Origin of the sequence: Niallia sp. Sow4_A1, assembly GCF_052116745.1 — a bacterium.
Taxonomy (GTDB): Bacteria; Bacillota; Bacilli; order Bacillales; family Cytobacillaceae; genus Niallia; species Niallia hominis.
The window spans coordinates 1-19,107 of sequence record NZ_JBQKKM010000071.1 but is presented as its reverse complement, the minus strand read 5'-3'; the positions used below and the strand labels follow the sequence as shown (position 1 = coordinate 19,107).

Annotated in this window: 16 protein-coding genes and 3 other annotated features; of the genes, 2 read left to right on the top strand and 14 right to left on the bottom strand. The window is 35.1% G+C overall.

What is annotated here, in order from left to right; genetic code table 11:
• Window positions 1-241: 241 nt before the first annotated feature.
• The 6 genes from ACTQ5K_RS23745 to ACTQ5K_RS23720 form a co-directional block, all read right to left on the bottom strand.
• Window positions 242-1,141 (bottom strand): AEC family transporter, encoded by a 900-nt coding sequence (locus ACTQ5K_RS23745; protein WP_251628784.1) that lies wholly within the window; start codon window positions 1,139-1,141, stop codon window positions 242-244.
• A 79-nt stretch (window positions 1,142-1,220) separates the two neighbouring features.
• Window positions 1,221-2,468, bottom strand: a complete 1,248-nt coding sequence (locus ACTQ5K_RS23740; RefSeq protein WP_031536772.1) for a glutamate-5-semialdehyde dehydrogenase — start codon at window positions 2,466-2,468, stop codon at window positions 1,221-1,223.
• A gap of 16 nt (window positions 2,469-2,484) precedes the next feature.
• Entirely contained in the window at window positions 2,485-3,582 is a 1,098-nt protein-coding gene (gene proB, locus ACTQ5K_RS23735) for a glutamate 5-kinase (RefSeq protein WP_251628759.1), read from the bottom strand.
• 76 nt (window positions 3,583-3,658) lie between these two features.
• Window positions 3,659-3,873 (bottom strand) — a binding site (T-box leader).
• Between the two features lie 98 nt (window positions 3,874-3,971).
• Entirely contained in the window at window positions 3,972-4,748 is a 777-nt protein-coding gene (locus tag ACTQ5K_RS23730) for a Cof-type HAD-IIB family hydrolase (RefSeq protein ID WP_251628757.1), read from the bottom strand.
• A 360-nt stretch (window positions 4,749-5,108) separates the two neighbouring features.
• Window positions 5,109-6,077, bottom strand: coding sequence for a DMT family transporter (locus ACTQ5K_RS23725; protein ID WP_031536769.1), 969 nt, complete (start codon window positions 6,075-6,077; stop codon window positions 5,109-5,111).
• A 190-nt stretch (window positions 6,078-6,267) separates the two neighbouring features.
• Window positions 6,268-7,980: an ABC transporter ATP-binding protein gene (locus tag ACTQ5K_RS23720; protein ID WP_251628753.1), complete on the bottom strand. Its 1,713-nt coding sequence runs from the start codon at window positions 7,978-7,980 to the stop codon at window positions 6,268-6,270.
• A 628-nt stretch (window positions 7,981-8,608) separates the two neighbouring features.
• On the opposite strand from ACTQ5K_RS23720, the gene ACTQ5K_RS23715 reads away from it, so the two are divergent.
• On the top strand, window positions 8,609-9,523 hold the full coding sequence (locus ACTQ5K_RS23715; RefSeq protein WP_251628751.1) for a LysR family transcriptional regulator: 915 nt from the start codon (window positions 8,609-8,611) through the stop codon (window positions 9,521-9,523).
• Between the two features lie 154 nt (window positions 9,524-9,677).
• On the opposite strand, the gene trpA is transcribed toward ACTQ5K_RS23715, so the two are convergent.
• The 8 genes from trpA to ACTQ5K_RS23675 all read right to left on the bottom strand — a co-directional run bounded on the left by trpA (window position 9,678) and on the right by ACTQ5K_RS23675 (window position 17,399).
• Window positions 9,678-10,469, bottom strand: coding sequence for a tryptophan synthase subunit alpha (gene trpA, locus ACTQ5K_RS23710; protein WP_251628748.1), 792 nt, complete (start codon window positions 10,467-10,469; stop codon window positions 9,678-9,680).
• A 2-nt stretch (window positions 10,470-10,471) separates the two neighbouring features.
• A complete protein-coding gene (gene trpB / locus ACTQ5K_RS23705) occupies window positions 10,472-11,668 on the bottom strand; it encodes a tryptophan synthase subunit beta (RefSeq protein WP_031536765.1) in 1,197 nt (398 codons plus the stop codon).
• A gap of 17 nt (window positions 11,669-11,685) precedes the next feature.
• The gene (locus tag ACTQ5K_RS23700; protein WP_235252145.1) at window positions 11,686-12,297 is read right to left on the bottom strand and encodes a phosphoribosylanthranilate isomerase; all 612 of its coding nucleotides are present in this window, start codon (window positions 12,295-12,297) and stop codon (window positions 11,686-11,688) included.
• A 1-nt stretch (window position 12,298) separates the two neighbouring features.
• A complete protein-coding gene (gene trpC / locus ACTQ5K_RS23695) occupies window positions 12,299-13,090 on the bottom strand; it encodes an indole-3-glycerol phosphate synthase TrpC (RefSeq protein ID WP_235252146.1) in 792 nt (263 codons plus the stop codon).
• A gap of 1 nt (window position 13,091) precedes the next feature.
• Window positions 13,092-14,117, bottom strand: a complete 1,026-nt coding sequence (trpD, locus tag ACTQ5K_RS23690) for an anthranilate phosphoribosyltransferase (RefSeq protein ID WP_031536762.1) — start codon at window positions 14,115-14,117, stop codon at window positions 13,092-13,094.
• Window positions 14,114-14,698, bottom strand: a complete 585-nt coding sequence (locus ACTQ5K_RS23685; protein ID WP_031536761.1) for an anthranilate synthase component II — start codon at window positions 14,696-14,698, stop codon at window positions 14,114-14,116. Before ACTQ5K_RS23685 ends, trpD begins: the two co-directional genes overlap by 4 nt.
• The gene (trpE, locus tag ACTQ5K_RS23680) at window positions 14,679-16,076 is read right to left on the bottom strand and encodes an anthranilate synthase component I (RefSeq protein ID WP_031536760.1); all 1,398 of its coding nucleotides are present in this window, start codon (window positions 16,074-16,076) and stop codon (window positions 14,679-14,681) included. Before trpE ends, ACTQ5K_RS23685 begins: the two co-directional genes overlap by 20 nt.
• Window positions 16,077-16,165: 89 nt before the next feature.
• Window positions 16,166-16,400: a binding site (T-box leader), on the bottom strand.
• Window positions 16,401-16,445: 45 nt separating this feature from the next.
• Window positions 16,446-16,696 (bottom strand) — a binding site (T-box leader).
• Between the two features lie 61 nt (window positions 16,697-16,757).
• The gene (locus ACTQ5K_RS23675) at window positions 16,758-17,399 is read right to left on the bottom strand and encodes an MOSC domain-containing protein (RefSeq protein WP_031536759.1); all 642 of its coding nucleotides are present in this window, start codon (window positions 17,397-17,399) and stop codon (window positions 16,758-16,760) included.
• A gap of 172 nt (window positions 17,400-17,571) precedes the next feature.
• Here ACTQ5K_RS23675 and ACTQ5K_RS23670 point away from each other — a divergent pair, with 172 nt between their 5' ends.
• Complete coding sequence (locus tag ACTQ5K_RS23670) at window positions 17,572-18,849, top strand: MFS transporter (protein WP_031536758.1); 1,278 nt, start codon at window positions 17,572-17,574, stop codon at window positions 18,847-18,849.
• Window positions 18,850-19,107: the final 258 nt, after the last annotated feature.

Here is a 19,107-nt window from a genome sequence, read left to right as displayed (position 1 = left end):
AAAGACGAAATTTTGATGAAAGAAAACATTTAGAAAACGGATACAAAATTAGAAGTTTTACTTTATAAAAAGGGAGCTAAAAAAAACTCCCACAAAAACTTGACTCAATCTCATATTAACCCCCTCTTGATTAGATTTTTACATTCGATTAAAGTTTAAGGATTTATCATTCTTGTTCAACTTCAATGAGTTTTATTAGCACATCTATAAAATATCGAAAAGATATTTTATAGATGTGTAGTTATATGAGAGATAAAATAACAGGCAGCGTTATTAAACTAGCTAATGTACTAAATAAAGTCGCACAAGAAACAAAATCTGGTTCTGTTCCATATTGAACAGCGTAAAGTGTCGTGTTTGCTGCAGCTGGCATTCCAGCAAGTAGGATCATGATTTGCTTTAATAGCTCATCTACTGGCAAAATGAATGTCAGAAGCCAGGCAATAACTGGCGAGACAATTAGCTTTAAAAACAAAGAGATGGATAAAGGTCGATAGGCAATTTTTCTGACACTTACATTAGCGAGCTGGATGCCCAATACAAGCATCACAGTTGGTATAGCTGCATTTCCAACTAGTTTAATAGCTTCTAGCATTGTTTCTCCAATCGGTATTTGCAAGGAATGAAAAATAGTACCTAATATCGCCCCATACATAACAGGTACCTTTAGCACTTTCTTTAAGGTATCTGTTCCGTTCCCGTCGTCAACAGAACCTTTCGCTGCATAGTAGACACCTATCGTCACCATGATTAATTGTTGAATAACCATTAAAATAACTGCATAATGTAAGCCAGGCTCACCGAACACGAATAAAACAAGTGGTGTGCCATAATTGCCGTTGTTCATAAATGCGGAAGATAAAATCATCCCACATGTCTTCCTAACCGAATACCCTCTAAAATAGCCAATAACATAAACAATAGCAACAATACCTAACACTAAAGTTAATGCATAAAGCGTCATATACAAATAGTCCATTGTAAAAGTTGTTTCATAAAATACACTAAATGACAATAATGGTGTCATTAAATAAACAGATACAGCTGATACAGATTTAATGTCAATATGAAGCTTCTTTTGCCCAATAAATCCAACAGCGAAAATAAAGAAAATCGGTAATAAAATACTTAAATACTCCAATATCATCATCCAATCTACCTAATGTATGGCTTCATCTAAAAGTAGAGTCTACACTTTCTAGAATTTTTCCACCCTGCTGTTAGTTTCTGACTTGCCCATCTCCATAAATGAAGTATTTAACAGATGTTAATGCATTTAGTCCCATTGGTCCCCTTGCATGAAGTTTTTGTGTACTTATGCCAATCTCCGCTCCATAGCCGAATTCAAATCCATCTGTAAATCTAGTACTAGCATTATGGTAGACTGCTGCTGCATCCACTCCTGCTAAAAAAGTAGTTGCATTTTCTTTATTCTCGGTAATGATTGCTTCTGAGTGTTTTGTTCCATATTTATTAATATGATTGATTGCATCCATAACTCCTTTTACAACCTTTATACTAATCTTTAAAGCAGAATATTCTGTATACCAATCATCTTCTGTCGCTTCTATTGCTGTTTCATATGCAGCACAAACTGTTTGATCACCGTAAATTTCGACTCCTCTATTGTCTAATGCTTGTAATAGCGATAATCCATTTTGCTTAAACCATTTTTCTTCTATTAAAATAGTTTCTAGAGCATTACAAACAGATGGGCGCTGAGTTTTTCCGTTTAAGCTGATTTTTTTTGCCATGTCGATATTAGCTGTTTCATCGATATATAAATGACAATTTCCAGCCCCAGTTTCAATAACAGGAACAGTTGCTTCTCTTACTACTGTTTCAATTAACCCTTTTCCACCACGAGGTATTAAAACATCTAAGAATTCTTTTAAATGGAATAGCTCTTTTGCCGTTTCCCTGCTCGTATCCTCGATTAATTGAACAGCTTCTTTAGGCAAAGCTGATTTTTCAAGTGCCTTATGAATGGAATGAACAAGTGCTATATTTGATTCCTTCGCTGAAGAACTCCCTCTTAAGACAATACTGTTTCCTGTTTTCAAGGCAAGGCTTGCCGCATCTATGGTAACATTTGGCCTTGCTTCATAAATCATGCCCATTACTCCAATTGGAACTGTTTTCTTCAGTATTTTTAGACCATTATCTTTTTCTATTTCTTCCACTACTACACCCACTGGATCCTTCAGCTTCACTAGCTCCTTTAAAGCGGAAGCCATATCCTTCATTCTTTTTTCATCCAGCATAATTCGATCTAATATAGAAGAAGTAAGACCGTTTTCTTTTCCCTTTTCAAGATCGACCTTATTCGCTGCCATAATCAAGTCTTTATCTTCTAATAATTGATTACTAATTAATAATAATGCATCATTCTTTTCATCTGTTGATTTATTTAATAATTGATAGCTTGCTTTCTTTGCTAATTCACCTTTTTGATAAACCTCTCCCATTTTCATCTCTCCCTTGTCAAATTTTCACCCATTTATCACGGTGAATTACTTCCAATTTCGGATTTTTATCCAGTCTTTTTTCTGCCGTTCTTTGTGTGATGATTTTTTTTAATTCTTCAGAAGAGTAAAGCACTTCACCTTTTCCAATAATGCCATTTATACCAAATACCTCTACTACATTCCCTTTTTCAAAAATACCTTCTACTTTATAAATCCCTGCTGGTAATAAACTACTCCCATTATGAACCAAAGCAATTTCTGCCCCTTCATCGACATACAAGCTTCCTTGTACGGTGGAATGCAGTGAAATCCATTGACGATTACTATTAATCAATGTTAACGCATCGGAACCAATATAAGTTCCATCCCCATTACCATCCATAATATCAATTAACTTATTTTCACCCGATCCTTTTCCAATGAATACCTTTACACCTAATGACAATGCTGTTTCTGCTGCAATGAGTTTTGATTTCATACCTCCTGTTCCAACCTTTGATCCACTACCTTTTGCTGCGTTTTTCCATACTTCTGTAATTTCCGGCAAATAATCAATTCGTTTTGCCGATTGGTCTTCTTTCGGATTCTTGTTATACAAACCATTAATATCTGTAAGAATAATCAATTGATCTGCATGTATAAGACCACTAACGAGAGCGGATAACATATCATTGTCTCCAAATGTTAATTCTTCTACAGATACAGTGTCGTTCTCATTAATAATAGGCAAAATATTTCTTTCTAATAATTCTGTAAGCGTGGAATAGGCATTTCGGTATCGATCTCGCTTGGAAAAATCGTTGCGCGTTATTAAAATTTGTGCTGGCACTATGCCATACTTACTTAATTGTTCATTATAGCTTTGAATTAATAAGCTTTGACCTACAGCAGCTGCAGCCTGCTTTCCTTTGAGTGTGACTGGTCTTGTCGGATAGCCTAATTTTGCAAAACCAGCCGCGACAGCACCAGAAGAAACTAATAATACTTCATGGCCATTATTTTTTAAATTGGCAATGCTTGCAATATGGTCCCCTAATTTTGATTGGTCGATTGCACCCTTTGAATCTGTGAGAGAGCTGCTTCCGATTTTTACGACAATCCTTTTTTTCTCCATGTTATTTCCTCCGAACTTTAGTAAACCTGCGCCTATTTTTACAAAGAAATAGAAAAAAGCCCTTTTCATTTCCTTATAAAAGGACGAAAAAGGGCTTTCCGTGGTACCACCTTTATTGAATCAATTCAAACAATTGATTCCACTCTGTCTGATAACGCAAGAAATGCGCCTATTGTAATAGGACTTGAAAGGTAGGTTCTGTGAACTTTTATAATGAAGTCTTTCAGCTTATAAACTTCACTCTCTTTTATAAAAGCGTCTCACATACTAGTCCTTTCGCTTCGTTCATTTTTCTTTTTACTAATTATAAGCAGTTTTTTCTGTGGTTTCAATTGTTTTTTTTATTTATCGACCAGAAAAAATATTTTTTAGTGTGAAGAACAGAAAAACTAGTTTTTTATTTCTGCAGCTTCTCTATTTAGAGCCCATTTTCTTATTGCATAGGCTACTCCATTTTCATTATTTGTTAAGGTTACAACATCTGCTGTCTCCTTTACAAAGTCCTGAGCATTTCCCATTGCCACTCCTATGCCAGCTTCTTTAATCATGCTAATATCGTTCAGGCTGTCTCCAGCTGCCAATACCTGATCCATTGAGATATGTAATAGCTCACATACTTTTTTGAGGCCTCTTGCTTTATTAATTCCTAATGCATTTACCTCAATATTTACAGGGGATGAATTACTGATTTCAAAACATTTCTTCTCTTGTAAACTGTTCAAAACCTTTTCTCTAATTTGATTGTCTTCAATATGAAAACCAAACTTTAGCCACTCTAATTCTCTTACATTTTCCGGCATCTCATCAAACCATAATTTATCACAGCTAGTTGCCCACATTTTTGCTTTGTGTTGCTGTGCTAGGCCCCACATCCATTGGATATGATTGGCATCCACAAGATTTCTTTCAATTAAATTTCCCTTTGTATCCCAAATTTCACTACCGTTTACTGTAACTAAATATGATTTTAATAAAAGACTTTTTGCGTGATCCTTACAAGTAGCAAGAGAGCGACCTGTACTTAACACAACATGTAATCCATTATCGTGGGCTTCTTTAATTGCTTTTCGGTTTTCCTCTGGTATTTCCCCTTTTTCATTCAATAATGTCCCATCCATGTCAAGAGCAATCAGCTTAATGTCCTTATCTTCCAACTTTTTCGTCACTTTGCTTTTCCTCCTAATTTTTATATTTAGAAGTGATAGCCAAAAAATACGACTGACAGAATACCACTTTCTTAAGGCCCTAGCTTCATATCTTGCTTAGCCAAAGCATCTTTTTTTACTATGTAAGATGATTACTATTTAATCTTGTTTACTGTTTGGACAAATAAATTTCATCTTACATGCCATTCATTTTTATCAACACTTTATCTACAAGCATTAATTCCTACATATTAACATAGTATAACGATTTCTTTTGAAAAAGTAAAAAATTCCGATAACTCCAAATAAACTTCATATAGTTATTACATTCTTAACATATCTTTCATGATTTAAATAAATATTCAGTCACAAAAACCATGATTATGCTTCAATGCTACTATTTATGTGTATTTTCTTACTCGAATATACACTATGCAAAATCATCCCAAGCATTACAAAACAAATACCGAGAAGACTAATAGAGGTTGGTAAAGGAGAAGATAAAAAGATTATTTCACCAAACAAAGCAAATAAAACTTCCAATGATTGTGTTGCTTCTACAGCCCCTAATTTAACCATATTGTCTTTAACTAAGTCTGTTGCTGCAAAAAATAATACCGTCGCAATAATACCAGAAAATACTGCCACGATTGCTGATTGACCTACCTGCTGCTTTCCAGGAAGCCCGACTGTTAATACACCAATAATAGATAATAGAATCCAAAATGGAAGACTTGCAATTGTCATTCCTAATACACGTTGAAAAACATCTAATCTATCATTACAAAGCTCCATCATCTTTCGATTCCCTAACGGATACGCAAATGATGCAATAAGTATAGGAATAAGACAAAATAAAGCATCCTTTAGAGAAATAGATACAGCAAATTCTAATTGCATAATGATGACTCCAACAACGATTAAAATGGAAAAAGTTAAACTTTTTAACGGTATTTTTTTTCGAACTGATTGAAGATTTCCATCTCTTCCAATCTTATTTTCATAAAATAAAGGTGTGAGAAATATGCCAGAAATGATTGTAAGCTGCCAAGTACCCGCCACAAGCCAACCTGGTCCATATGCACCCGCAAAACAAATCCCAGCGTAAAAGAAACCAAAACCAACAGTACTCCATATTAACCAAGAAGCAGGATTTTCTTTTAACTCCTGCCATACAACCATTAAGTTATTTCTACACACCACAATTAAAATTAAGAGTGGCAACATAAAAAAATAACGTAAAGAGGCACTCCATAACCAGCTTCCTCCACCTATTTCCATCGACTGATTCAACACAAATGTAAACGCAAAAAATAGCGCTGCAAATATCCCTAAAATAATCGGTCTCAATAATTTACCCCTCTCTTTAATCGAATAACCCAATAACTTATATCCAATATATCGCATATTGAATATTTATCCTAGTGTTTATGTAAATTGAGTTTTCTTTATGTTGTCGAGTAAAAAATAATAACAATCCGTGATCAAGGATAAAAGGAACCAAATAAGGTCTGTACTATTATAAGTACAGACCTTAAACTTAACGCTGATATTGTACACGATGAAGGTTAGCGAAAATCCCGTTCTGTGCTAATAATTCATCATGTTTTCCTTCTTCTTCTATCCCATTTTCTGTAACTACAACAATGCGATCAGCGTTGCGAATGGTCGCAAGGCGATGTGCAATCACTAGTGTTGTACGGTTTTTAGCTAGCTCATTTAATGAATTTTGGATAATTAATTCCGTTTCTGTATCAAGTGCAGAAGTCGCTTCATCTAATATGAGAATGGGCGGGTTTTTTAGGAACATCCGAGCAATAGCGATTCTTTGCTTCTGTCCACCTGACAGCTTCAAACCTCTTTCACCAATCTGCGTTTCATAACCATCTGGCAATTTAAGCACTAAATCTTCGAGATGTGCTCTTCTAACTGCTTCATGAATTTCTTCATCTGACGCATTTAAATTACCGTAAGCAATATTTTCTTTTAACGTACCTGTAAATAAAAATACATCCTGCTGTACAATTCCAATTTGCGATCTTAATGATTTCATCGTCATATCACGAATATCCATTCCGTCAATCTTGATACTCCCACTATTCACATCATAAAAACGAGGAATTAACGAACAAATCGTCGTTTTACCGGCACCAGAAGGTCCGACAAAAGCAATCGTTTCACCAGCAGTTATGGACAAATTAATATTTTTCAAAACAGGATTACTGTCATAACTAAACGTTACATCCTGTAGTGTAATATCTCCCTTTAATCCATTTACTTCTATTGCATCTTTCTTATCTAAAATCTTTGGTTCTGAATCTAGCAATTCTAAGAAACGCTTAAATCCAGCCATTCCCTTTGGATATAGTTCTAATATGACACTAATTTTATCAATTGGTTTTTGCAATATATTTACAAACAAAATGAAAGATACTAGTTCCCCGATTTTCATTTGATCATGAAAGGTTAGCCAAGCACCAAAGACTAAAACTACTAAAGTAAAGAATCTCATTAACATATAGACAGAAGAAGACGTAAGCGACATTACTTTATATGCACCTATTTTTGCCTTACGGAATCTTCTATTATTTACTGTAAATCTAGAAATTTCATAGTCTTCATTTGTAAAAGATTGAACTACACGTACACCAGAGACACTATCTTCCACTCTAGCATTTACATCTGCAATATCCCCATACATATGGCCCCATGCCTTATTCATGCTTTTGTTACAGTATGTAATGAGCCAAACTAGAATTGGAACGATAAAGATAACAATTAATGCTAGTTTTATATTAATCGTAAGCATAATCCAAAATGCACCAACAAATGTCATAAAAGCAATAAATAAATCCTCAGGTCCATGATGGGCAAGTTCTCCTATATCAAATAAATCATTGGTAATACGACTCATGATATGGCCAGTTTTTGTATTATCAAAAAAAGAAAATGATTGTCTTTGCACATGGGTAAATAATTGGCCTCGCATATCTGTTTCAATATTTATCCCAAGTTTATGGCCCCAATAATTGACTATATATTGAAGAAAGGTACTTGTTACATATAATAGCAATAATCCCACACCTACGGATAAAATCGTGCCCCAATTTCCTTCTGGAAGCAAATCATCAATATACCAAGAAACCGCAAGTGGAAAAGCAAGCTCTAATAGTGCAACAACGATTGCACTTGAGAAGTCGAGCGTAAATAATTTTTTATGTGGTTTATAATATGAAAAAAAACGTTTAATCATAATTTTTCTCCTTCACACCTAACCTTTCTAATTTGTCATCCTCTTTTATCATTCGTTCCAGTTACTACATAAACGAAATACTATCATTCCATTTACGTAGTTTCTGTCTGCATCGAACAATTCTTTTCTTTTTATACATTCACCTATATTGAGAATCATTATTGATTATAGTAGTTATTTGCAATTTCCACAAGATAAATATTTGTCCATTTCTTAACGGACAGTAAAAATCTGCCTGCAAGCTTTATGCGATTTTGAAGATAGTTGGTAAGAGTTCAACTGTCCGTATAGCTCTGGTTTCTACTATCATCAGTGAAAACATAACTTACGAATGGAAGTTTCAGTTTATATATTCGACATAAATCAAGCGAAATACCTTACAAAATAGGAGTATGGTCTGATTGTTTAATTATTCAATAAAATGGATAAAAAAATATTTAGTAAATATTCATTATTTTTGCATTATTCTATCAACTCCTGTTTTTATCCACACTCCTTTTTAGTATAATAATAGAAAGAGATAATTTTCTATTACTTATATGAATTTCCTTTAGCCTATTTTGGTATATAAACTGCGACAAATATGTCTTAACATCCATTCTATCGTTTATTAAAGGAGTGTGTTTTTTTGGATTATCATTTATTGACCTTTGTGACAGTTGCTGAAAAACTAAATTTTACTAGGGCAGCAGAAAGCTTACATATTACTCAATCTGCAGTAACGCTTTCCATTAAAGCACTTGAAAAAAAGTATAATGTTACCTTTTTAGACCGAACGAATAAATATGTAAGACTAACAAAAGCAGGCGAATTATTTTATTTTCATGCAAAGAAAATTTTATCTGAGTACAAAGAAGTGAATAATTTGATTGGTCACCTCTCTGAAACGAAAAGCCGTCCACTATCCATTGGCTCTAGCTTCACATTCGGAGAATATTTACTTCCGAAAGTAATTGCAGACTATATAAAAAAAGACAAGAAACATGATAATCCTATGATAAGTATAAGAAACTCGAATCGCATTATCGATCAATTGCTACATGGAGAAATTGATCTAGGAATCATTGATAGTCATTTGAAACATCATCCACATTTAAGCATAACACCATTTAAAGAAGATGAACTTGTCATTATTGTTAGTAAAAATCATCGTTTTGCCAGTCTTTCATCCATAGAATTAAAATATTTGTATGATGAGACTTGGATACTTAGAGAAGAAGGTTCAGGAACAAGAGAAGTAGTAAATCAGTTTTTTCAAAACCAAAACTTTGATCCACCGAGTGTTCGCTCATTTGGAAGCACACAAATTATTAAAGAGTCTGTGGAAGCTGATTTAGGGATATCGATTGTTTCTAAATATGCAGTCCAGAAAGAAATGTTTATGGATACCCTTAGTATATTACGTATTAAAAATGTCCCAATCATCAGATACTTTTCCTTTATCGTTCCTGAATTTTCCTTTAAACAGCATGCTGTTTCCCCTCTTATCACCGAGCTAACGAAGGAAAATAAGCTATATCAAAATCTTTCATATGGTGAATAATCTTTTAAAAGGGCTGAACTTTTCGAACAGCCCTTTTACGGATGAATTTCTTCCCTTCTATCTCTCGATATCATTTCACTACTTATCAAACAGATTAGGCAAAAATCCTCCCTCCTTATTCTGAACCAGAATGAAGAAGAGAGGATTCCACCTTTTAAATAGCAGATAATGTGTTTCCTTTTTTACTTGCAGCAATCAGTTCCTTTATTTCCTCTAACTTGTTCTCTGAAAAAAGTTCCACGATTCTACTTCCAACGATTACACCATCACAATATTCTGTCATACTGGTAACATGCTCTGGAGAAGAAATGCCGAATCCTGCTAGGACTGGGATGGGACTTACTTCCTTAACCTTTAGTAAATGTGTACCTAAATGTTCTTGGAAGCTAGTTCTCGATCCCGTTATACCGTTTACCGTTACGGCATATAAGAAGCCATTTCCTTTTTTAGCAATGTTTTCAATTCGTTCTAACGGACTTGTTAATGTCACTAATCGGATTATTTCAACATGATGCTTTGCAGCTAATTTTTCTATGATTACTTCTTCTTCTACCGGTAAATCAGGGACAATCAGTCCATTTATTGATGCTTTTTCACAGTCTTGGAAAAATACCTCTACTCCGTATGCTAATATAGGATTTAAATAGGTCATCATCACAAGTGGAATAGTAGTTAACTCTCTAAAAGATTGAATCGATTCAAATACACCTTTAAGTGTTGTTCCTGCTTGAAGGGAACGGATGCCTGCGGATTGAATAATCGGTCCATCTGCTACAGGGTCAGAGAAAGGAATGCCTAATTCAATGGCAGTTGCTCCTGCTTCTTCAAGAAAGAGCACTTTATCCTTCAACGTTTCAAGACCACCGTCTCCAGCCATTATATATGGAACAAACGCTTTATCTCCTTTTTCAAGCACCTCATGAAAGACTTCTCGAATTGTCTTCATTTTTATTCCCCCATTCTTTCCATCACTGTATTTACATCCTTATCTCCTCTACCAGACAAGCAAACAATAATCCCTTTTTCCTTATCCATCTTAGCAGCAAGTTTTACTGCATAGCTAATTGCATGAGCACTCTCTAATGCAGGAATAATCCCTTCCACTTTACAAAGAAGCTGCAGTGCTTCAAAAGCTTCATCATCGGTGATTGATTCATAGGTTGCACGTCCAATATCATGAAGATAGCTATGCTCAGGACCAATACCTGGATAATCTAAGCCTGCAGAAATTGAATGTGCTTCTTGAATTTGCCCATCATCATTTTGTAGCAAATACATATAAGAGCCATGTAATACACCTGGTTTCCCTTTTGATAAGGAAGCAGCATGCTTTTCCGTACCAAGACCATGTCCCGAAGCCTCTACTCCATATAAAGCAACACTTTCATCCTCGATAAACGGATAAAAAATACCCATTGCATTACTGCCGCCACCAATACAGGCAACGATCGCTTCTGGAAGATTTCCGACTTTTTCAACGTATTGTTTTTTTGCTTCTTTCCCAATGACACTTTGAAAATCACGGACCATCATTGGGAATGGATGTGGTCCCATTACAGACCCTAAAATATAGTGAGTATCAACAACATTTGTTACCCAATAGCGTAAGGCTTCATTACAAGCATCCTTAAGTGTGGCACTTCCAGAAGTAACGCCAACTACTTTTGCTCCTAGTAATTCCATTCGGAATACATTCAGCTTTTGCCTTCTAATATCCTCTTCCCCCATAAAAATCGTACATTCTAAGTTTAATAGCGCACAGGCTGTTGCTGTGGCAACACCATGCTGTCCAGCTCCTGTTTCCGCTACAACTTTCTTTTTGCCCATTCTTTTTGCCAGTAATGCTTGGCCTAAGGAGTTATTAATTTTATGAGCTCCTGTATGATTCAAATCTTCTCTCTTTAAATAAATTTTTGCGCCACCAGCGTATTTTGTTAGATTTTCTGCAAAATAAAGGGGTGTTTCTCTTCCGACATAATCCTTAAGCAAATTATTTAATTCCTTATGAAAAGCTGGATCCTGCTGCGCTTTCTTATATTCTGTTTCAAGTTCTGTTACTGCCTGCATCAATGTCTCTGGTACGTATCTACCTCCATACAACCCGAAATGTCCTCTTTTATCTGGAAACGCATATGTTTCTGCCATGATAGCTCCCTCTTTTCTTAAATATGAACTGTTTTTCCAATTTGTAAAAAATTCTTGATTTTCACTAAATCTTTCTTTCCATCCGTTTCCACTCCACTGCTAACATCCACCATAAAAGGATTGGTTATTTGGATGGCTTCAGCTAAGTTTGATATATTTAATCCGCCAGCAAGGATAATTTGCTTTTGGCCGAAGTCATAATTTTTAATAATGCTCCAGTCAAATGCTATTCCATTTCCTCCATGATACTTTCCTCTCGGACTATCTAGTAGGGCATATTCACATGGAAAAGCAGTTACTTGTTGAAGATCTTCTTTGGATGATATACTAAATGCCTTAATTATTGGCAAAGAAAAGCTTGAAGCAAATTCTGGCGTTTCATCTCCATGAAGCTGAATTGTATTAATACCTGATAATTTCACAATTTTCTCTATATTCTCTTTAGTCTCATTGACAAATACGCCCACCTTCATTATATCTTTAGGGAGAGTATCAATAATTTCTTTCGCCTTTTCTGGATTTATTTTCCGTTTACTATTCGCAAATACAAAGCCTAATGCATCCGCTCCATATTGAACGGCACATGCTGCTGCATCTTTTGTTGTAATGCCACAAATTTTTACTTTCACTTTATCTCAAGCCCCCCAAAGATACTTTCATTTCTTTGATTTTGCTTTCAAGGTCTGTTGCTTTCATAAAGGTCTCCCCAACTAAAACAGCATTCGCTCCACTAGATGTAACCTTTAAAATATCCTCAAATGTGGCTATACCACTTTCGCTAACCATGTATCTGCCACTATTCTTAATTTTCCCAGCTAATTTTTCGGTTGTTTCCAGTGATACTTCAAATGTTTTTAAGTCTCTGTTATTCACACCAATTAACGGAGCATCTGTTTTTAAGGCTCTTTCCAATTCTTCTTCATTATGAACTTCAAGCAATACTTCCAGCCCTAATTTCGTTGCATACGTATATAATTCATGCAGCTTTTCGTCCTCTAATGCAGCTGCTATTAGTAATATGAGGTCTGCACCATATGCTTTAGCGAAATCGATTTGAATCTTATCAACAATAAAATCCTTGCATAGAATGGGCAAATTAACCGCTTCTCTCACTTTTGCCAAATCCTCGTATGATCCTTTAAAAAAGGGGGTATCTGTTAACACAGAGATAGCATCTGCACCATATAATTCATACATTTTAGCTTGTTCCTTTGGATCCTTCTCCACATTGATATCTCCCTTTGATGGAGAAGCCCGCTTAAACTCAGCAATTACGGATAATGCTTCTGCCTGCATTATTTTATTTAATAACGATCTTCTTTCCTTGCTTTGAACGACTGTCTTCAACTCTTCTTTTCTTTTATATAATTCTTCAATCGTTTCGCTTTTTTTTGCAATAATTTTATCCAAGATGGTTTCCACTTTATATCCCTGCCCCTTCGAATTCTTTGCTTGTCTCCACTAATTGATTTAATTTATGAAGTGCTGCTCCTGAATCAATACTTTCCTTCGCTGCATTTACTCCTTCGATAATACTGTCAGCTCTTCCTGCCGTATAAATACCGATGCCTGCATTTAAAAGTACCGTATCACGATAAGCACCCTTTTTCCCCTTTAAGACATTCCATAATATTGTGGCATTTTCCTTTGCGTCTCCTCCACGTATTTTTCCATTTGTATAATAAGGGAGGTTTACATCTTCTGGATTAAGGATCGTTTCCTCTATTTTTCCATTTTGCAAAATCACCAGTTGATTATCACCTTGTAAAGAGGCTTCATCCATTCCGCCTGCACCATTTAAAACAACAGCTCGCTTTCTGCCTAATTTTTTTAAACTTTCAGCAAAAGTTACAAGTAAATCACTTCTATATATTCCTAATACTTGCGTTTCAAGGGATATTGGGTTTGTTAATGGTCCAATTAAATTAAAAATCGTTGGAAGCTTTAATTCTCTTCGAACCTTCATAATTCTGCCCATTTTCGGTTGAACATGCTGAGCAAATAGAAATGTAATTCCTACTTCTTCTAATTGACGAATATTCTGTTCTGGAGTCACATTTAGTTTTATTCCTAGTTCTTCTAAGACATCTGCACTTCCTGTTTTACTAGAAATACTGCGATTTCCATGCTTAGCTACAGGTATTCCTGCTCCTGCTAAAACAAATGCTGAAGTGCTGCTTATATTAAAGCTTTGAGATCTGTCTCCACCAGTACCACAGTTATCAATACAGCCCATTATTGTTTCGGAAAAAGGGAGAGTCTGTTTTCGTACAGCATTTACGATACCGACTATTTCCTCTACTGTTTCTCCCTTCATTTTTAAGCTTGTAATAAAAGCCGCAATCTCTGTATCTGTTATTTCATCTGAAAAAAGGAGGCTTGCCGCATTTTCCATTTCAGCTTCCGTTAATGATTGATTCGCCATTAATTTTTCTACGTATTCTTTCATCTTTGAACTTCCTTTCCAGTTTCCATGATAAAATTTTTCAACAACTGTTTTCCGCAGTCAGTCCCTATTGACTCTGGATGAAACTGATAGCCATATAACGGATACTTCTTATGCTTTATCGCCATAATCTCGTTGTCGTCTGTTGAGTTAGCCAAGACTTCGAATTCCTCATTTAATGTATCCTTCTTAATAACAAGAGAGTGGTATCGCATCACTTCCGGGTCTTCTATATTTCGAAAAACGGAGTTATTTGTTACCTTTAATTTCGATGTTTTCCCGTGCATTACATTAGAGGCTTTTACTACTTCTGATCCAAATGCATATCCAATTGCCTGATGTCCAAGACAAATGCCAAGAATCGGAAACTCCTGATAAAGAGTTTGAATAAGCTCAATTAAAATGCCTGCATTTTCAGGTCTACCTGGTCCAGGTGAAAGAACAATCCGTTCTGGATTTAAGCGACGAATTGCCTCAATCGAAATTTCATCATTTCGAACAACCGTAATCTCTTCCCCTAATTCTCCTAAATACTGAAATAAGTTATACGTAAAAGAGTCATAATTATCGATTAATAAAATCATGCTGTTCCTCCAAGAATAATTTTAGTTTATGAATCGTTTCCTCATATTCCTTTACTGGAACAGAATCATGCACGATCCCTGCACCAGCCTGAATGTATGCCTTTTTGTCTTTAATAACCATTGTGCGAATTGCTAGGGCAAAGTCCATGTTTCCATTTTTTGAAAAATAGCCAACAGCCCCTGAATAGACTCCTCTTTTTGTTCCTTCTAATTCATTGATAATCTGCATAGCACGTATTTTAGGAGCTCCTGATACTGTCCCGGCAGGTAAACAAGAAACAAGTGCATCTACACATTTGAAATCTTTCTTTAATTCTCCGCTTACCTCTGAAACAAGATGCATAACATGCTTATACTTTTCTACTTTGATATACTTATCAACAGAGATACTACCAAAACCACTAACTTTTCCAACATCGTTTCTTGCTAAATCAACTAGCATTTTATGCTCTGCTAATTCCTTTTCATCTACCAACAGCTCTTGCTCTAGCTTTATATCTTCCTCCAACGTCGCTCCTCTTGGCCTCGTTCCAGCAATTGGATTTGTTATTACTTTTCCGTTAACTGCTTTAATTAAGCTTTCGGGTGAACTTCCAAGCACTGCATACTCCTCAAAATCGAAAAAATACATATATGGTGACTGATTTTTAATGCGAAGTTTTCGATAATAAGAAAAAGCAGATCCCTCTATTTCAGCAGTCATCCTTTGGGATGGAACTACTTGGAAGATATCCCCTTCCAAAATATAATCCTTTGCTTTGTTAACCTTCTCGATAAATTGCTCTTTCGAAATGCTTGCCTGAAATGGAGTTAGTTTCACTTCCGGTAAGTCCTCTTTATAAGGAGCAGTGACCTCTAGCTTTCTAATCTGCAGTCGAAATCTTAGCTCTTGTTCTGTTGTCGTTTCCTTTAATGGACTTGCAACCAAATAAACTTTTTGTTCTAAATGGTCAAAAATTACTAAATCTTCAAAAAACATAAGATGCACATCTGGTATTCCTATTTCATCCTTAGCGTCTGGACCGATATATTCATATTGCCTTATATTGTCATAGCCTACATAACCGAATGCTCCTGCATTTACTGGCAAGAAATGAGGAAGTTCTGCTTGATTTTCTGGCAAGAATTCTTTTACCAAATCAAGTGCCCTTTCTTTTCTTATTTCTCGTTTATCTCCATCAAGAATCATTGTTTCAAAACCACTTCCAATAAGCTCAAATGTTGGATTACATCCTATGATGGAATATCGTCCTGAATCTTCATGTTTTAGAGAGCTTTCGAGCAGGAATTTCTTTTTTCCAGATAGTCTTTGATAAATCCCTATAGGCGTTAATGTATCTCCTTGAATTTCATCTATTAATAAAATATTGGTTTTCATCATTAAATCCTCCTTGTTTGACGCTTTTTATTAAAACATTGAATATTAGCCAACAAAAAAAGTCCCCTATCTGCATGATTCTTTTGCAGATAGAGGACGATTAATTAACCGCGGTACCACCTCAGGTTAGAGTGATTATTCACTCTCACTTTTCGAGTACAATTTATACTCTATCCCGATAACGGAGGATACCGTTGAACCCTACTATATTTTCAGATTCACACTCAGAAGTCCATTCAGTATAAGGAATGTATCGGTTCACACCAGCCACCGACTCTCTTTAACATCGTGTTTATACTTACTACTCTTCTTCATTGCTTTTGCAGTATTAGTTATTTTTTTATAAAACAAAAAGGGCCTCTCTCCTATAAAAAGGACGAGAGACCCGTGGTGCCACCTTCATTAGCTTAATAATTTAAGCTCACTTTAAGAAATCCGTCGAAATACAACTAAATTTCTGTCTCTTGTAACGATGAGACGTTCGCTAAAGCCTACTACAAAAAATTGGTTCGGTTTAGAAGCTCAGAAGTCCATTCTCTTTATCGTCCACACTGGTTTGCACCAACCACCAGCTCTCTGAGGTTTTCAATAAAGGTACTACTCTTCTTCATTGCCGTTCGATATGTTACTTATATGATATGGAACTATATAATAAAAGTCAACTATTTTCCACTAAAAATTTTAATTGATTTTTTCAAGCGCTTTTTTATAGCGGTTTTTCCAATCCTCTGCTAATTGTTCGATTTGTAATATCGTTAACATCGCATCTTTATTTTTACGATCTAGAAGCATCACTTTCGTTGCATCCCAAACGGAGACTTTATCTTGGGGACGTTCTATTAATTGAAAGCTTGAATTCGCATTTACCATTCCTTCTTCGATAACTTTTAGAAAATAGCCCGTATAACAAGTTTCCACTATTCTGCTTAAAAATGTGTCCACTTCATTATATTTTGAAATAGTAGAACAAGGAACCCTTCCTTGGGTTACTTGTACAATCGCTTTCCCTAAAGAAAAGATATCGCCAATATATGTATTATGTTCCGTAAATTCTGTTCCACAAATATTTTCTCCAAAAGCAGGTGGATTAAGCTTTATTTTAAATTCCTCTTCCCACTTTTTATAATGTTCAAAAGGATAATAGCATACCGCTCTTTCTTTCCCACCATGAAAAGCCTTATTCGCAACACCATCGCCAACAAAGCCATCAACTGTTAATAACACTTCTTCCACTTTCTCTTTTCCAATTGCCGAATGAACCATTTTATCTTTCCATGTAAATGCTTTTTCTTTACCAATGCTTAAAGCAATAACTTCCCCCACTTTTACACACCACCATCATTTTTATTTCATCATATCATATTAGTTAAAGAAAAGAAGAAAGGAGTTGGCAAAAGTGAAATAACCATTTTTTGGAGGGAGAAAATCGCGTTAATTTTTATCTCACCTGTACATATTAACTATAGTTAACTATTTGAAAGCAGGGAGAATGAAAATGGATCATGTAAATGATGAAAAAAGAATAGGTAACCTTACAAATAAAATGCACAAGACAACTAAGAAACAAAATGTAAAGGTTTCTAAAATGTCGATATTCTCACTTTCTTCCATCCCGTTAGTAATGACCCTTGGAAATAGCATGCTGATTCCAGTATTGCCATCAATTGAACAAAAGCTGAATATATCCTCTTTTAAAGTAAGTATGATTATTACTGTATATTCTATTTTAGCGATAATATTGATACCCGTAGCAGGCTATTTATCGGATCACATCGGTCGAAAACGGGTGATTATTCCAAGTTTAATTATCGCTGGGATTGGTGGGGTCATTTCAGGAATTGCTGCATGGTTAATAGATAATAGCTATTGGGTCATTCTTCTCGGAAGAGCACTTCAAGGTGTTGGTGCAGCTGGAGCATTCCCAATTGTATTACCATTAGTAGGCGATTTATTTAAAAACGAAGAAGAGGTGAGTAGTACATTAGGGATTATTGAAACAGCCAATACATTTGGAAAAGTACTTAGTCCAATCCTAGGAGCATTTTTAGCAGGATTTATATGGTATATCCCTTTTATGTCTATTCCTGTCTTTTGTTTCATTTCCATCGTTTTAATAATGATCTTTGTTAAATCACCAAAAAGTAAAGAAAAGCCTTTACCGTTCAAAGAATTTATTCAACATACGAAAGAAATATTGCACCAAGACAAAAAATGGCTGTACGCCATTTTCTTTATTGGAGCTATTGTTATGTTCGTTTTATTTGCGGAGCTGTTTTATTTATCAGATATATTGGAAAAGCATTATCATATTAAAAATATTAAAAAAGGGCTATATCTCTCCATGCCGCTCGGAGCATTATGCCTTACTTCCTACATTACTGGAAAAAAAATAAAAAAAGACAAAAATTTAATGCGCTGGATAACATTTATTGGCTTACTAGCGATAATTACTGGAACAATTGCTCTCAATTTTTCAGAAAAAATGTGGTTCATTATTATCTTCCTTACGTTTGCAGGTATCGGAATTGGAGGAAGCTTACCCCCTCTTGATGCCTTAATAACAGAAGGGATTGAAAAGGAAGAAAGAGGAACCATCACAAGCATTTATAGTAGTATGCGCTTTATTGGAGTGGCAGCTGGACCACCTATTATGGCTATTTTAATGAAGCATATGGAGCACTTTCAATTTTATTTGCTTTGCGCGATTACTTTAATCGCTGCTGTTGCTGCTTTCTTTCGTTTAAAACACATTGATGAAACAAAAACGAATTAAAATAAGTTTATATAAATATTTAACCAATGAAGGCACATACATAATTGTACTTCATTGGTTGTTATTATTGAAAAACAAACACTTATAAAAACATACAAAAGAGACTGGGACATAAACATTTCAGCTAACAATAAATACTAACGATTGTGCGGTAAGTTTACATGATCGTTCGTATTTATATTTTAGAAAAAGGTTTAAAAATGAAGTGAAATGGAGCGGAGGACGGTCGACTCCTGCGGGAAATAGAGGAAAGGCTGA

Excerpts from the sequence above, each read along its gene's own strand:
- ACTQ5K_RS23670 (WP_031536758.1), top strand. The coding sequence starts at position 17,572 with ATGGATCATGTAAATGATGAAAAAAGAATAGGTAACCTTACAAATAAA.
- ACTQ5K_RS23685 (WP_031536761.1), bottom strand. The coding sequence starts at position 14,698 with ATGATTTTATTAATCGATAATTATGACTCTTTTACGTATAACTTATTT.
- trpB (WP_031536765.1), bottom strand. The coding sequence starts at position 11,668 with ATGGCAGAAACATATGCGTTTCCAGATAAAAGAGGACATTTCGGGTTG.
- trpD (WP_031536762.1), bottom strand. The coding sequence starts at position 14,117 with ATGAAAGAATACGTAGAAAAATTAATGGCGAATCAATCATTAACGGAA.
- ACTQ5K_RS23740 (WP_031536772.1), bottom strand. The coding sequence starts at position 2,468 with ATGGGAGAGGTTTATCAAAAAGGTGAATTAGCAAAGAAAGCAAGCTAT.
- trpA (WP_251628748.1), bottom strand. The coding sequence starts at position 10,469 with ATGAAGACAATTCGAGAAGTCTTTCATGAGGTGCTTGAAAAAGGAGAT.
- trpE (WP_031536760.1), bottom strand. The coding sequence starts at position 16,076 with ATGAAAACCAATATTTTATTAATAGATGAAATTCAAGGAGATACATTA.
- ACTQ5K_RS23720 (WP_251628753.1), bottom strand. The coding sequence starts at position 7,980 with ATGATTAAACGTTTTTTTTCATATTATAAACCACATAAAAAATTATTT.
- proB (WP_251628759.1), bottom strand. The coding sequence starts at position 3,582 with ATGGAGAAAAAAAGGATTGTCGTAAAAATCGGAAGCAGCTCTCTCACA.